The sequence below is a fragment of the Microbacterium sp. NPDC057658 genome (assembly GCF_042799975.1).
Classification (GTDB): domain Bacteria; phylum Actinomycetota; class Actinomycetes; order Actinomycetales; family Microbacteriaceae; genus Microbacterium.
The window spans coordinates 2,360,521-2,374,072 of sequence record NZ_JBHVHT010000001.1; the positions used below are offsets into that span (position 1 = coordinate 2,360,521).

General features: G+C 70.4%; 12 protein-coding genes. 6 read left to right on the forward strand and 6 right to left on the reverse strand.

Features of this window, described 5'->3' with window-relative positions; translation table 11 throughout:
• The first annotated feature begins 59 nt into the window (after positions 1–59).
• Positions 60–278, forward strand: coding sequence for a hypothetical protein (locus tag ACFU8V_RS11320; protein ID WP_025103577.1), 219 nt, complete (start codon positions 60–62; stop codon positions 276–278).
• 26 nt (positions 279–304) lie between these two features.
• On the opposite strand, the gene ACFU8V_RS11325 is transcribed toward ACFU8V_RS11320, so the two are convergent.
• Together ACFU8V_RS11325 and ACFU8V_RS11330 are read right to left on the reverse strand one after the other, a co-directional pair.
• A complete protein-coding gene (locus tag ACFU8V_RS11325) occupies positions 305–1,342 on the reverse strand; it encodes an alanine racemase (protein WP_378871145.1) in 1,038 nt (345 codons plus the stop codon).
• Positions 1,343–1,353: 11 nt separating this feature from the next.
• Positions 1,354–2,058 carry an alanine racemase gene (locus ACFU8V_RS11330; RefSeq protein ID WP_378871148.1) on the reverse strand — a complete coding sequence of 235 codons (705 nt, stop codon included), beginning with the start codon at positions 2,056–2,058 and terminating at the stop codon, positions 1,354–1,356.
• An 84-nt stretch (positions 2,059–2,142) separates the two neighbouring features.
• Between ACFU8V_RS11330 and ACFU8V_RS11335 the strand changes: the two genes are divergently transcribed.
• A complete protein-coding gene (locus tag ACFU8V_RS11335) occupies positions 2,143–3,159 on the forward strand; it encodes a sugar-transfer associated ATP-grasp domain-containing protein (protein WP_126893116.1) in 1,017 nt (338 codons plus the stop codon).
• Positions 3,160–3,257: 98 nt separating this feature from the next.
• Here ACFU8V_RS11335 and ACFU8V_RS11340 read toward each other — a convergent pair whose 3' ends face one another.
• The 3 genes from ACFU8V_RS11340 to ACFU8V_RS11350 form a co-directional block, all read right to left on the reverse strand.
• A complete protein-coding gene (locus ACFU8V_RS11340; RefSeq protein WP_378871152.1) occupies positions 3,258–3,950 on the reverse strand; it encodes a coenzyme F420-0:L-glutamate ligase in 693 nt (230 codons plus the stop codon).
• Positions 3,950–5,143 (reverse strand): RNA polymerase sigma factor, encoded by a 1,194-nt coding sequence (locus ACFU8V_RS11345; protein WP_378871878.1) that lies wholly within the window; start codon positions 5,141–5,143, stop codon positions 3,950–3,952. The genes ACFU8V_RS11340 and ACFU8V_RS11345 overlap by 1 nt, the downstream gene beginning before the upstream one ends.
• A gap of 215 nt (positions 5,144–5,358) precedes the next feature.
• Positions 5,359–6,300, reverse strand: coding sequence for a proteasome assembly chaperone family protein (locus ACFU8V_RS11350; RefSeq protein ID WP_025103583.1), 942 nt, complete (start codon positions 6,298–6,300; stop codon positions 5,359–5,361).
• 114 nt (positions 6,301–6,414) lie between these two features.
• On the opposite strand from ACFU8V_RS11350, the gene ACFU8V_RS11355 reads away from it, so the two are divergent.
• The 3 genes from ACFU8V_RS11355 (at position 6,415) to sucB (ending at position 11,108) form a co-directional block, all read left to right on the forward strand.
• Complete coding sequence (locus ACFU8V_RS11355; protein WP_378871156.1) at positions 6,415–7,893, forward strand: leucyl aminopeptidase; 1,479 nt, start codon at positions 6,415–6,417, stop codon at positions 7,891–7,893.
• 5 nt (positions 7,894–7,898) lie between these two features.
• A complete protein-coding gene (gene lpdA, locus ACFU8V_RS11360; protein ID WP_378871159.1) occupies positions 7,899–9,272 on the forward strand; it encodes a dihydrolipoyl dehydrogenase in 1,374 nt (457 codons plus the stop codon).
• Positions 9,273–9,338: 66 nt separating this feature from the next.
• Complete coding sequence (gene sucB, locus ACFU8V_RS11365) at positions 9,339–11,108, forward strand: 2-oxoglutarate dehydrogenase, E2 component, dihydrolipoamide succinyltransferase (protein ID WP_378871161.1); 1,770 nt, start codon at positions 9,339–9,341, stop codon at positions 11,106–11,108.
• A 16-nt stretch (positions 11,109–11,124) separates the two neighbouring features.
• Here the strand turns inward: sucB and ACFU8V_RS11370 are convergent, their stop codons facing one another.
• The gene (locus ACFU8V_RS11370) at positions 11,125–12,558 is read right to left on the reverse strand and encodes a hypothetical protein (RefSeq protein WP_378871164.1); all 1,434 of its coding nucleotides are present in this window, start codon (positions 12,556–12,558) and stop codon (positions 11,125–11,127) included.
• Positions 12,559–12,722: 164 nt separating this feature from the next.
• Here ACFU8V_RS11370 and ACFU8V_RS11375 point away from each other — a divergent pair, with 164 nt between their 5' ends.
• Positions 12,723–13,433 carry a DUF4191 family protein gene (locus ACFU8V_RS11375; RefSeq protein WP_025103588.1) on the forward strand — a complete coding sequence of 237 codons (711 nt, stop codon included), beginning with the start codon at positions 12,723–12,725 and terminating at the stop codon, positions 13,431–13,433.
• The last annotated feature ends 119 nt before the right edge of the window (positions 13,434–13,552 follow it).

The following is a 13,552-nucleotide window of genomic DNA, read 5'->3' on the forward strand; positions in this document are numbered from 1 at the left end:
GCAGCGTGGTTGTATTGAGCACGACCAACAAGGACGCCGACACCCGAGGAGGCCCCGAGATGAATGCAACGACCGAACGTGAGACCTCCGCTGTCGAGTACCGCCTGACCGCGATGGACCGCTGCGACTCGTGTGGAGCGCAGGCCTACATCGCCGCCGAGGTCAACGGTTCCGAGCTGCTCTTCTGCGCCCACCACGGCCGCAAGTACGAAGAGAAGCTGCGCAGCGTGGCCACGAGCTGGCACGACGAGACCGCTCGTCTCATCGAGACGGTCTGATCAGCGCCTGAGCCGGCCGAACCGGTTCAGTCCACGACCCTCCGCCGAATCCGCGGACCGAGGCGGGTGAGGATCTCCTCGCCCACCGTATCGATCCGCTCGGCGAGGGTCGTTGCCGTCTCCTCCCCCTGTGCGCCGGGGCCGAAGATCGTCACCTCGTCGCCGACCGCCATCTCCGGCCAGCCTTCGACCGTCATCGTGGCGACATCTATGGTCGAGACCGCACGCGAGCCGACGGGGGTGCCCACCGTCATCCCGGCCAGCGTGGAGGGGACGCCGTCCAGACTCCCAACGGCGACGATCGCGCTCTCGCCCTCCACCCGCACGACCGGCGCGACGAGACGCGCCGCGGGACGGACCCCGTCGAGGTCCGGACCGTCCGCCGAGCGGATGCCGTAGCAGAACGCGCCGATCCGCGACACGGTCCCGCGCAGCTCGGGTCGCCACCAGGACGCGGCCGAGGCCGTGAGGTGCACGGACGCCGGCTGCGGCCCGGTCAGGCCGACCTGCCGGACGGCGTCGAGGAACACGGCCTGCGCCTCGTCGTCCTCGGCATCGCTCGCCTCGGCGATGTGGCTCCAGACGCCGACGAGGGCGAGTGCGCCGGAGCGCTCGGCCTCTCGGGCTTCGGCGACCGCGGCCGCCCAGTCCTCCGGGCGCACGCCGTTGCGGTGCAGTCCGGTGTCGATCTTGAGGTGGATCCGTGCGCGCACGCCGAGGACGTCCGCCCGCGCGGCGATGCGCCGGAGATACTCGACCGTGCCGACGCCGAGCTCGATGTCCTGCAGGAGCGCCTCGTCGATCTCCTCATCGGTCGAGGTCGCCCAGGCGAACACCGTCACCTGCCCGCCCGCGATGCGCCGGACCTCGACGCCTCCGCGCACGTCATAGCTGCCGAACGAGGTCACCCCGGCCTCGAGGGCCGTCTCGACCGCCCAGCGGAGCCCGTGTCCGTAGGCGTCGTCCTTGAGGACCAGCATCAGCGTGGAGTCGCCGAGGCGGTCACGGACCGCCGCGATGTTCGTGCGGAAGACGGCGCTGTCCAGACGCAGTTCGGGGCGCATCGGGCCTCTCATCATGCCTCCCACCCGCGCACGGCGTGCGCTCCCGGGACCGCGACGAGCTCGGCCGGGGTCATCCGAGTGAGCTCCGCCCAGCGCGCGATGGCGCCGGAGGCGGGTCCGGTCCCTCCGAAGTAGGTCACCGCGTCGCCCACCTCCGCGGGGGCGCCCTGGAGGTCGATGACGCAGACGTCCATCGCGACACGCCCGACGATGGGGTGCAGCGCGCCGTCGATCTCCACGTCCGCGTGGTTGCCCAGGGCCCGGACGACGCCCTGAGCGTAGCCGCCCGTCACGAGCGCGACCGTGGTGTCCGCCGCCGCCCGGAAGGTGTAGCCGTACGAGACGGCCTCTCCCGCCCGCAGGCGCTTGGTGGACATGACGCGGCCGACCAGGCGCATGACCGGAGGCGTCGTCGGGAGGCCCTCCGCGGACGGCAGCCCGTAGAGGAGAACGGGATCGAGGTCCGGCTCTCCGGTGGTCGTGGCGGTGATGCCTTCGAGACGGAGCGCCTCGACCTCTCCGGGAGAGTCCACGAGGACCTCCTCCGCTCCCGCCGCGGTCACCGCCTGGGCGACGGCGAGCAGACCATGACCCCACGCATCGCGCCGGAGGTCGGCCCGGCAACCCCCCGCCCGGATCGCCGCGGACGCGCCGGCAGCGAGGGCCGAACGCGAGATCATCGCCTGCGGAAGCGCACTCGAACTCGTGTCACACACGTGCTCCAGCCTAGCTTCCGCGCTCCCAGGAGCCTGGGGGCTCCCCGCGTAGACTGGGACGTCGATCCCTAGACCCGGAGCTTCATGTCTCGTCTTTCTCTCGCGCCCCGCATCCGCTACCTCCTCGGCCGTGCCCGCCGCATCGACGTCGGTTCCGTGTTCGAACGTGCCAAGGAGGCCTCGGCCCAGCATCACCGGCCCGTGCCCACGATCGTCGCCGACATGCTCTGGTCGGCGGCCCGTCACAACGTCGGCTTCCAGGACTACATCGACTACGACTTCGCGATGCTGAACCGCGCCGAGCGCGAGACGTACATGACGCATCCCGTGTCCAACCAGCTCTCGCAGAAGTACGACCACCCCGACTTCCGCTGGATCTTCCAGGACAAGATCGAGTTCAACCGCAAGTTCTCCGCGCACCTGCACCGCGAGTGGATGGTGGTCGAGGAGGGGAACGCCGACGAGGTCCGCGCCCTCACGGAGCGCCTCGGCACGATCGTCACGAAGGAGCCGGTCGGTCAGGCCGGCACCGGTGTGCACCGGTATCACGCGGCCGACATCACGGACTGGACCGAGTTCCACCGCGGCCTCCTCGATCGCGGCGAGCTGCTGATCGAAGAGGTCATCCGCCAGCACGACGACCTGGCGGCGGTGTGCCCCGGGACCGTGAACACCACGCGCATCACCGCGTTCTTCGACGGCGAGAAGGCGCACATCCTCGCGATGGCGCAGAAGTTCGGCCGCGGCGCCGTGAGTGACCAGATGACCTTCGGCGGCTTCTACACGATGCTCGACGAGAACGGGCACGCGGTGGGCGCCGGCTACGACTCGCACGGGCACGTCCACGAGACGCACCCGGACTCCGGGTTCCGCATCGCCGACTTCCAGCTGCCGTACATCGACGAGGTGCGCGCGTTCATCGATCAGGTCGCCCGCGTCGTGCCGCAGGTGCAGTACGTCGGCTGGGACGTCGTCGTGACCCCGGACGGCCCCGTGCTCGTCGAGGGCAACTGGGGCGCGGGCGTGTACGAGAACAAGCCCAGCGTCACCGGGATCCGGACCGGGCACAAGCCGCGCTACCGCGAGGTCATCGGCTTCTGACCCTGTCGAAGCGTCGACCCGGCCCCTTACGCGCAAACCGGCCCCTTGCGTTCGCACGCAAGGGGCCGGTTCGTTCGTAAAGGGGTGGGTCGACCTGCTCAGACCGCGCGGACGATGCCGAGCGGGGTGGACTCGAGGCCCTGGCCGAGCGGGTTGTCACCCAGGATCTTCACCAGCCGCAGCTCCCCCGCCTTGTCCAGCGTGGAGCCGAGGATGTTGCCGCCGAGATCGTTGATGTCGACCACGGCCACCTCGGCCTGGCCGCCGATCAGCGTCTTCAGGTGCGCCGCTACCCGGTCCGGGTCCTTCGGCCCGAGCACCACAGCCTCGTTGTACGGAGGGATGGTGTGCTTCGTCGGGCCGTCGATCGCGCGCGCCTTGTCCCCCGCGATGCGGTAGAAGTCTCCCTTGCGCCCGAAGGCCTTGGTGACCGCCGAGACGGCCGCCGCGAAGAGGATGCGCGGCGTACCGCACTCGCGCAGCGCCATCTCCATCGTCTCCGGCATGCCGAGACCGATGCCGTACGGCGTGCGGGTGACGTACTTCGACAGGAACAGCGCGAGCTTGCGCGGCTCGATCTCGTCGAGGCGGTAGGACCGCCCCTGCGTGATCGCGACGATCTTCTCGGTCACGAAGAGGAGGTCGCCCGGCTGGACGGCATCCTTGGCGTACTCCGTGATGATGGCGTCGAGATCGTCGTCCGGCATCACGACACGGGTGCGCAGCGGAATCCGCGCGTAGCTCTTTCCGTCGACGCTCGTCTCGAGCGCCTTGCCCTCGTTCGCCTGCATCACTCGAGGTAGTCCCGCAGCGACTGCGAGCGGCTCGGGTGGCGCAGCTTGGCCATCGTCTTGGACTCGATCTGGCGGATGCGCTCACGCGTCACCCCGAACGTGTCACCGATCTGGTCGAGCGTCTTCGGCTGACCGTCGCCCAGGCCGAAGCGCATCCGGATCACGCCGGCCTCGCGCTCCGAGAGCGAGTCGAGGAGCTGCTCGAGCTGACGCTGCAGCATCGTGAAGCCCACGGCATCGGCGGGGACCACGGCCTCGGTGTCCTCGATGAGGTCACCGAACTCGCTGTCGCCGTCTTCGCCGAGCGGCGTGTGCAGGGAGATCGGCTCGCGACCGTACTTCTGCACCTCCACGACCTTCTCCGGAGTCATGTCGAGCTCGCGGCTCAGCTCTTCCGGAGTGGGTTCGCGACCGAGGTCCTGCAGCATCTGGCGCTGCACGCGGGCGAGCTTGTTGATGACCTCGACCATGTGCACCGGGATGCGGATCGTGCGGGCCTGGTCGGCCATGGCGCGGGTGATGGCCTGACGGATCCACCAGGTCGCGTAGGTCGAGAACTTGAAGCCCTTGGTGTAGTCGAACTTCTCGACCGCGCGGATGAGACCGAGGTTGCCCTCCTGGATCAGATCCAGGAACTGCATGCCGCGACCGGTGTAGCGCTTGGCGAGGGAGACGACGAGACGGAGGTTCGCGCCGAGGAGGTGGCTCTTCGCGCGCTGACCGTCACGGGCGACCCACTGCAGGTCGAGTCCGAGCTGGCTCGTCTTCTCGGCGGGAGACATCGCGGAGAGCTTCTCCTCCGCGAACAGACCCGCCTCGATGCGCATCGCGAGCTCGACCTCTTCGGCCGCGTTCAGCAGTGCGACCTTTCCGATCTGCTTCAGGTAGTCCTTGACCGGGTCGGCGGTCGCGCCGGTGATCTGGGTCGAGTAGACCGGGACCTCTTCGTCGTCCTTGGAGGAGATGACGATCGCACCGGTCGGCAGCGGCTCGGTGAAGGCCGGCTTCGCGTCATCCTCCTCCTCGTCGCCCGCGGCGTCTTCGGAGCCCTCGGCCGTAGCGGCGTCGTCTTCCTCGACGACGTCGTCCGACTTCTTCTTCTTCGCGGGGGCGCGCTTGGCCGCGGCGCGCTTGGGCGCGGGAGCCGCTTCGGTCGCTTCGACGTCCTCGACCTCGGGATCCGCGGTGATCTGATCGGCCTTCTTCGTCCGCGTGTTCTTCGTCGTGGCAGGAGTCACGTTTCGCCTTTCACGGGGCCGCTGGGAGACCCCGGGACATTTCGGACACTAGTAAGACCCTTGTCAAGTCCAGCGCTCGAAAACACTGATTGACAACGGGTCGGACTCCTAGTATCGCACACGTATGGCGATGAGGACGCATTCGCGCCCGATCCGCACGGACGGATTCAGCCGCGGCCCGGCTTGTCGTCGTCGCCCGACGGACGGGTGGCGAGGTAGCGCTCGAGCTCGGCCGCGAGCTCATCGGCGCTGGGCAGGTCGCGTTCGCTGAATCCGCCTTCGTCGTACGAGTCGTCCTCGGGGTCACGGCCGGCCATGTAGGCGTCGTAGCGACGTTCCAGGTTGTGCACCATCTGCTGCAGCTCGTCGTTCGCCGCGACCTGCTCGTCGACCCGGGCGATGTAGTCCGCACGCCGCTCCTGTACGGCGTCCAGCATGAGCACGAGGCCGGTCGACGCCATGAGCTTCTCCGCCGCCGCGCTGACCGCCTCCGGGTTCTCGGTCTCGGCGAGGTAGTGCGGCACGAGGAGGACGAAGCCGACGACGCGTTCCCCGCGCTCCGCGAACCGGTACTCGAGCAGGTGACCGGCAGTGGCGGGCACCTGCGTGCGCGGACGCCACACGGAGTGCGACACGACGAGGTCGCGCCGGTTCCCGCTCACCGTCGTCCCGATGGGACGCGTGTGCGGCACGGGCATGGCGATGGAGTGCACCCAGTGCAGTCCCGACGCCTCGAACTCCGCTGCGAGGTCCAGCACCGTCTCCGCGAAGGCGTTCCAGGCGAAGTCGGGCTCGTAGCCCGTGAGGAGGAGGAACGGGCGACCGAGCGCGTCCGTGGCGAGGGAGAGCTCGAGTCGGGGCGGGCGGAACTCGGCGAGGTGGTCCTGGTCGAACGAGATCACGGGGCGACGCGCGCGGTAGTCGAGGAGCACGTCGTTGTCGAAGATCGCGAGCGGCTGCGGCGACGTCGTCTCCCTCAGGTGATCGATGAGCCCCGACACAGCACTGCCCGCGTCGGTGAATCCGGTGAGCAGCATCACGAGAGGCAGGCCGTGGGGCACCGTGGGAGCGTTCGCGACGCGTTCGTGGATCTCTCCGGAGAAGGGCATGTCTCCATGCTACGAGCCGCACCCCGACCCGGGCTCTGACCTGTCTCGCTGAGAGCGAACACACCCCACCAGGCGGGCCGACGACCCCGGGGCGGAGATCCTAGGATGGAGACCATGACGCTTCCCGTGCTCTCGCACACCACCGATCAGTTCCCCGGAAGCGCTGCCGATGCCGCAGTGCTCGTCGTCCCCGATCTCTCCGAGTCGGCCGAGTCCCTGGCGGCTCACCCCGGTCTCGCCGACGTCCTCGCGGGCATCGGCTTCACCGGCGCCGCCGGAACGTTCGCGCGGGTCTACGCCCCCGAGGTGACGACGCTCCCCTTCGCGGTCGTCGGCGTCGGCTCCACCATCGACGACGCGTCCGTGCGCAGCGCCGCCGGCACGGCTCTCCGCTCCCTCACCGGCTTCGACACCGTCTCGCTCGGCCTCGCCTCCGGACTCGAGGCGTACGCGGCCGCGGCGACGGAGGGCGCCGTCCTCGGCGGCTACCGCTTCGACGACTATCGCGCCGAGAACGGCAGGAAGAAGCGGGCGACGGCGGTCGTCGTCCACGCCCCGCTCGACGACGCGACGATCGCCCGTGCCCACGCGACGGGCGAGGCCGTCGCCCTCATCAAGGACCTCGTGAACGTGCCCGCCGAGTGGCAGAGCCCTGCGCAGCTCGCGCAGAACGCCGCCGACAGCGTCGCCGACCTCGACGTCACCGTGCAGATCCTCGACGAGACCGCTCTCGCAGAACAGGGCTTCGGCGGCATCCTCGGCGTCGGCCAGGGCTCCGACCGGCCGCCGCGTCTCGTCCGCCTCGACTACGCGCCGGCGGACGCGCAGCGCCACATCGCCCTCGTCGGCAAGGGCATCACCTTCGACACCGGCGGCCTGTCGCTGAAGCCCGCGGCCTCGATGGTCGGCATGAAGTTCGACATGGCCGGTGCCGCGACCTCCCTCGCCGCCCTCCGCGCCATCGCCGCCCTCCGCCTCCCCGTGCATGTGACGGCGTGGCTCTGCATCACCGACAACATGCCGTCCGGCCGCGCCCTCCGCCCCGGCGACGTCATCCGCATCCTCGACGGCACCACCGTCGAGGTGCTGAACACCGACGCGGAAGGGCGCCTCGTCCTCGCCGACGGTCTGGTCGCCGCGAGCCGCGAGAACCCCGACGTCATCATCGACGTCGCGACCCTGACCGGCGCGATCGTCGCGGCCCTCGGCCACCGTCACACCGGCGTCTTCGGCGACGACGAGACGGTCGCGGAGTTCCTCGCCGCCGCCGCGCGCACGGGGGAGCCGGCGTGGCACATGCCTCTGCCCGCCTACATGGAGGAGACGCTCGACTCCCCCATCGCCGACATGATCAACGCCAACATGGGAGATCGGATGGGCGGCGCGTCCTTCGCCGGCCTCTTCCTGCGGCGCTTCGTCGGCCGTACCTCGGACGCGGACGACGCGCCGCGCATCCCCTGGGTGCACCTCGACATCGCGGGCTCCGGTGAACACGCCGGCGCCCCCTACGGCTTCACCGAGAAGGGCCCCACGGGGGCGATGGTCCGATCGATCATCGCCTTCGCCGAAGCAGCATCCCACCCGGAGGCATGACACCCATGACAACCCACACCTTCGACATCGTCGTCCTGGGCGGCGGCAGCGGCGGGTACGCCGCGGCACTGCGAGCGAGCGAGCTCGGCAAGTCCGTCGCACTGATCGAGAAGGACAAGGTGGGAGGCACATGCCTCCACCGCGGGTGCATCCCCACGAAGGCGCTGCTGCACGCCGCCGAGGTGGCGGACCACGTACGTGACGCCTCCTCCGTGGGAGTCACGGCCTCGTTCGGCGGGATCGACGTCGCCGGGGTGCGCACCTACCGCGAGGGCATCGTCGCCAAGAAGTACAAGGGTCTCGAGGGGCTCGTCAAGGCGCGCGGGATCACGACGGTCACCGGGCTCGGTCGCCTGAACGCGGACCGGAGCGTGAGCGTCGGCGACGACGTCTACGTCGGCACGGACGTGATCCTCGCCACGGGCTCCTACAGCCGCTCGCTGCCGGGGCTCGAGATCGGCGGCCGGATCCTGACCAGCGAGCAGGCCCTCGCCCTGGACGTCATCCCCGAGCGCGTGCTCATCCTGGGCGGCGGCGTGATCGGCGTCGAGTTCGCGAGCGTGTGGCGCTCCTTCGGCGCCGAGGTGACGATCGTCGAGGCCCTGCCCCACCTCGTCCCGAACGAAGACATCGCGATGAGCAAGGGGCTCGAGCGCGCGTTCCGCCGCCGCGGTATCCAGTACTCCCTCGGGGTGCGCCTCCAGAGCGCCACGCAGGACGACTCGTCCGTGACCGTCACGCTGGAGGACGGCACGGAGTTCACCGCCGACTACCTCCTCGTCGCCGTCGGCCGCGGCCCCGCCACCGCCGACCTGGGCTTCGAGGAAGCCGGCGTGCGTCTGGACCGCGGGTTCGTGACGGTGGACGGCGACCTCCGCACCGATGTCCCCGGTGTGTGGGCGGTCGGCGACATCGTCCCAGGTCTCCAGCTCGCTCACCGCGGGTTCCAGCAGGGCATCGCGGTCGCCGAGCGCATCGCCGGTCTCTCCCCCGTGAACGTGCCCGACGTGCAGATCCCGAAGGTCACCTACTCCAGCCCCGAGGTCGCCTCGGTCGGTCTGACGGAGGAGGCGGCGGTCGCCGCGCACGGTGCCGACGCCGTCTACTCCTACGAGTACAACCTCGCGGGGAACGGGAAGAGCGAGATCATCGGCACGGGCGGCCTCGTCAAGGTCGTCCGTCTCAAGGACGGACCCGTCCTCGGTGTGCACCTCCTCGGCGACCGCGTCGGAGAGCTCATCACCGAAGGGCAGCTCGCGGTCGCGTGGGAAGCCCACCCGGAGGACATCGCGCCGCTCATCCACGCCCACCCGACCCAGAGCGAGGCCCTCGGCGAAGCCTTCCTCGCACTGGCCGGAAAGCCCCTGCACGCCCTCTGAGCACCAACCGGTGCCCGAGTCACTAAGCTAGACAAGCGTCATACAACTTCTGAAGGAGACTCAGTCATGAGCACATCCGTGGTCCTCCCCGCTCTCGGTGAGAGCGTCACAGAGGGTACGGTCACCCGCTGGCTCAAGCAGGTGGGAGACACCGTCCAGGCGGACGAGGGCCTGCTCGAGATCTCGACCGACAAGGTCGACACCGAGATCCCCTCCCCCGTCACCGGCGTGATCGAGGAGATCCTCGTGGCCGAGGACGAGACCGTCGAGGTCGGTGCTCTGCTGGCCCGCATCGGTGACGGCAGCGGCGCGGCCCCTGCCGGCGATGCCCCTGCCGCCGCCGAAGCCGCTCCGGCCGAAGCCGCCGCCCCCGCCGCTCCGGAGCCCGCCGCGGCTCCCGCAGCGGAGCCGCAGGCTCCCGCCGAGTCCGCGCCCGCCGAGTCCGCCCCTGCGGCTCCGTCCGGCGACGCGACCGACATCGTGCTCCCCGAGCTCGGCGAGAGCGTCACCGAGGGCACCGTCACCCGGTGGCTCAAGCAGGTCGGCGACTCGGTCGAGGTCGACGAGGCGCTCCTCGAGATCTCCACCGACAAGGTCGACACCGAGATCCCGTCGCCGGTCGCCGGCGTGCTGCAGGAGATCGTCGCCGGCGAGGACGAGACCGTCGAGGTCGGCGCCGTGCTGGCACGTGTCGGTTCCGGTGCTGCTCCCGCCGCTCAGCCCGAGGCACCTGCCGCTCCGCAGGCCGAGGCTCCCGCCGCGCCGGCCCCGCGGGCCGAGACTCCGGCTGCACAGCCCGAGGCTCCGGCTGCTCCCGCTCCGCAGGCGGAGGCCCCCGCCGCGCCGGCCCAGCCCGCTGCTCCCGCACAGCCCGCTGCTCCAGCCCAGCCCGCGCAGACCGAGGCTCCCAAGCTGTCGCTGCCGACCGAGAGCGACAACCTCTACGTGACCCCGCTCGTCCGCCGTCTGGCTGCGCAGCAGGGCGTGGATCTGGCCACGGTCAAGGGCACGGGCGTGGGAGGCCGCATCCGCAAGGAGGACGTCCTCAAGGCGGCCGAGTCCGCCACCGCAGCACCCGCTGCCGCCGCGGCCCCCGCTCCGGCTCCGCTCGAGGTGTCGCCGCTGCGCGGGACCACTCAGCCGATGTCGCGCCTGCGCAAGGTCCTCGCCAAGCGCGCGGTCGAGTCGATGCAGCAGACCGCTCAGCTCACCACCGTGGTCGAGGTGGACGTCACCGCTCTCGCCGAGTACCGCGACACCGTCAAGGCGTCGTTCCTCGAGAAGACGGGTGACAAGCTCTCCTTCCTCCCGTTCTTCGCGCTGGCGGCGGCGGAGGCCCTGCAGGCCTTCCCGATCATCAACGCGACGGTCGACGGCGAGCAGATCGTCTACCCGGCCTCCGAGAACGTCTCGATCGCGGTCGACACCGAGCGCGGTCTGCTCACGCCGGTGCTCCGCGACGCGGCCTCGAAGAACATCGCCGAGATCGCCCATGAGATCGCCGACCTCGCGGCGCGCACGCGCGACAACAAGCTGAAGCCGGACGAGCTCGCCGGCGGCACGTTCACGCTGACCAACACCGGTTCGCGCGGCGCGCTGTTCGACACCCCCGTGGTGTTCCTGCCGCAGTCGGCGATCCTCGGCACCGGCACGGTCGTCAAGCGCCCGGGTCTGGTCAAGGTCGGCGGCACCGACGCGATCGCGGTCCGCTCCTACGTGTACCTGGCTCTGTCGTACGACCACCGCATCATCGACGGTGCCGACGCGGCCCGCTTCCTCGGTGCGGTGAAGGCCCGCCTCGAGGCTGCGCAGTTCAGCGGTCAGCTCGGAGCCTGATCCGGCGGCTTCGCCCTCACCTTGGCTGGTCCGCGACGCGATACGCGTCGCGGACCAGCCATTTCTCGTCCACCCACACCAGTACGACGATCATCGCCCCCGCGCCTGAGCCCTCTCGACCCGCGGACGACGACGACAGCTCCAGCACGGCGATGTCTCCGTAGCGATCCACCAGCACAGGGTCCTCACCGCCGATGAGCTCTGCCGCGACCGCCCTGATCGCCGGCGCTCCCCCCGCGATCGCCGTCGCGCACACCGGATCCTCTCGCGACTCGCACTCCGCGATCCGCGTGATCACGTCCGGCAGGGCGGCCAGCGGATCATCGACCGCCGGTGGCGTGGCGCCCGCGGTGGGCGACGGCATCGGCGACCGCGCGGGTTCCCGCGAGGTCTCGTGCGCGGGATCCGACGTCGACGGACGCGCGGTCGTCACCGTACCCGCATCGGGGCTTCCGACCGCAGAACCCTCTCCTCCGCTGGGCCACAACGACCCGGCGACGAGCACAGCCGCCGCGCAGACTCCGGCGACGACGAAGATCCGCGCCCGGCGGGGCCGTGTGCTCCGCCGCTCCGTCTCTCGGGGCGCTGCGACCTCGCGCGGGCGGACGAGTGCACGCGCTCGGCCGGAGAGGTGGTCGAGGAAGGCGCGAAGGGCGGCGACGACCGTCGCTCGCTCGCGCACGCGAGGACGGTCCCGCCGCACGCCGGTCTCCCGCACCCGACTGCGCGTGGCGGAGTCGGCTCGGAGGCGCCGGAGCGCCGTGGCGGCGCCGACGGAGGCACGCGCCTGATCCTCGGTCGCGGACTCCAGCGGCCGCGGCGCCGCGATCTCCAGCAGCTCCCGCTCCCCTTCTTCGAGCAGCCGTCGCGGTACACGGCGTTGCGCGACAGCCGTGCGGAGATGCTCCCGGAGGCGATCGAGGACGCGGATCAGCGCCTTGTCCGCGCAGTCCGCGTGCAGGCGATCCAGGACTGCCAGGACCGCCGACGCCGCGTCCTGGCCCGCTCCCAGCACGAAGACAGGACGGCCGCGTTCGGTGAGCCACCAGGCCCCCGGCACCTCGGCGGCCGGCATCGGCCCCAGCTCGCTCAGCCCGCGCAGCATGCTCACGACGACCGTGCTGATCTCCCCCGAGGACAGCCCTCCCCGCGCTCGACCGGCCCGCTCCAGGAAGACGTGCAGAGTCTCCGTACACCATGGAAGCAGCACGTCGTGTCCGCGCGCGCGACGGACGACGTCGAGAGGGGCGGCGACGTGCTGCGACCCCGCGTACCGCCACCCCGCCCATCCGGCGAGGCCCTCCGCATCGCGGCGCACGACCGGACCATCCGGCGAGGCGACGAGAGCGCCCTCCAGGGGTCCCTCCCCAGGATCCAGGAGCCGGATCGTGCGATGAGCCTGCGGCAGTACGGCCTGGTCGAAGGGCGGATTCTCACGCTCATCTGTCATGCGACCCATCCCAACCGATCGCCACGGTCCCGTCCGCGCATTCATCCGCTCCGGGACGGGATCCGGAACCGGGCCGGACTGTGCAGGAGAGATCAGGCGCCGTCCTCTCCGCTGCACGCGAACGGCGGCATCGCAAGGCTCTCGGACTCGGTAGGCTGGTCTCCATGGCAAAGCGTGCTCCCGAACCCGAGAAGCGTCCTGGGTTCTTCTCCCAGATCAAGTCCCTCTTCCGGTTCACGCGCGAGGCCTACCCCTGGCTCCCCTGGGCGCAGGCCGCGATCCTCATCGGCGGCGTGCTCCTCGGTCTCCTGGCCGGCTACCTGATCCCGCCGTTCCAGGTGTGGACCCTCGTCCTGTGGGCCATCACCGGCCTCATGCTCGGCGTCCTCGGCGCCCTCTTCCTCATGACCCGACTTTCGACCTCGGCCATGTACACGAAGATCGACGGCATGCCCGGTGCGACGGGTCACGTGCTCAGCACCAGCCTGGGTCGTCAGTGGCAGGCCTCCGAGACACCGGTGGGCATCAACCCGAAGACGCAGGAGGCCGTGTACCGGACGGTCGGCCGCGGCGGCATCGTCGTCGTCGGCGAGGGCGCCCGCGGACGCCTCACTCGACTGGTGAACGAGGAGCGCAGCCGGGCGCAGCGCGTCGCCCACGGGGTGCCGATCACGGTGCTCTACGTCGGACACGGCGAGGACGAGGTGCCGATCGCCGACCTCGCGAAGACCATCAAGAAGCTTCCGAAGGCCATCGACAAGGCCACCATGGCGGCCGTCATCCGCCGCATCGACTCGGTGTCGCAGTCGCTGTCGTCGCTTCCCATCCCGAAGGGCATCGACCCGACGAAGGTACGGGCGCAGCGTCCGCGCTGACCCGCTCCCCGGAACCGCGAAGCGGGGGGGGGTCCCTCTAAAGGGGGGGCGCTTTTTTTTCTTCTCGAGAAGGCGGGTTTGGGGGGGGGGAAACACCTTCCCCCCTCTAAACCAACCTC

Bases quoted from the DNA above. Each gene is read 5' to 3' on its own strand.
- ACFU8V_RS11320 (WP_025103577.1), top strand. From the start codon at position 60: ATGAATGCAACGACCGAACGTGAGACCTCCGCTGTCGAGTACCGCCTG.
- ACFU8V_RS11325 (WP_378871145.1), bottom strand. From the start codon at position 1,342: ATGCGCCCCGAACTGCGTCTGGACAGCGCCGTCTTCCGCACGAACATC.
- ACFU8V_RS11335 (WP_126893116.1), top strand. From the start codon at position 2,143: ATGTCTCGTCTTTCTCTCGCGCCCCGCATCCGCTACCTCCTCGGCCGT.
- ACFU8V_RS11340 (WP_378871152.1), bottom strand. From the start codon at position 3,950: ATGCAGGCGAACGAGGGCAAGGCGCTCGAGACGAGCGTCGACGGAAAG.
- ACFU8V_RS11350 (WP_025103583.1), bottom strand. From the start codon at position 6,300: ATGCCCTTCTCCGGAGAGATCCACGAACGCGTCGCGAACGCTCCCACG.
- ACFU8V_RS11355 (WP_378871156.1), top strand. From the start codon at position 6,415: ATGACGCTTCCCGTGCTCTCGCACACCACCGATCAGTTCCCCGGAAGC.
- lpdA (WP_378871159.1), top strand. From the start codon at position 7,899: ATGACAACCCACACCTTCGACATCGTCGTCCTGGGCGGCGGCAGCGGC.
- sucB (WP_378871161.1), top strand. From the start codon at position 9,339: ATGAGCACATCCGTGGTCCTCCCCGCTCTCGGTGAGAGCGTCACAGAG.
- ACFU8V_RS11370 (WP_378871164.1), bottom strand. From the start codon at position 12,558: ATGACAGATGAGCGTGAGAATCCGCCCTTCGACCAGGCCGTACTGCCG.
- ACFU8V_RS11375 (WP_025103588.1), top strand. From the start codon at position 12,723: ATGGCAAAGCGTGCTCCCGAACCCGAGAAGCGTCCTGGGTTCTTCTCC.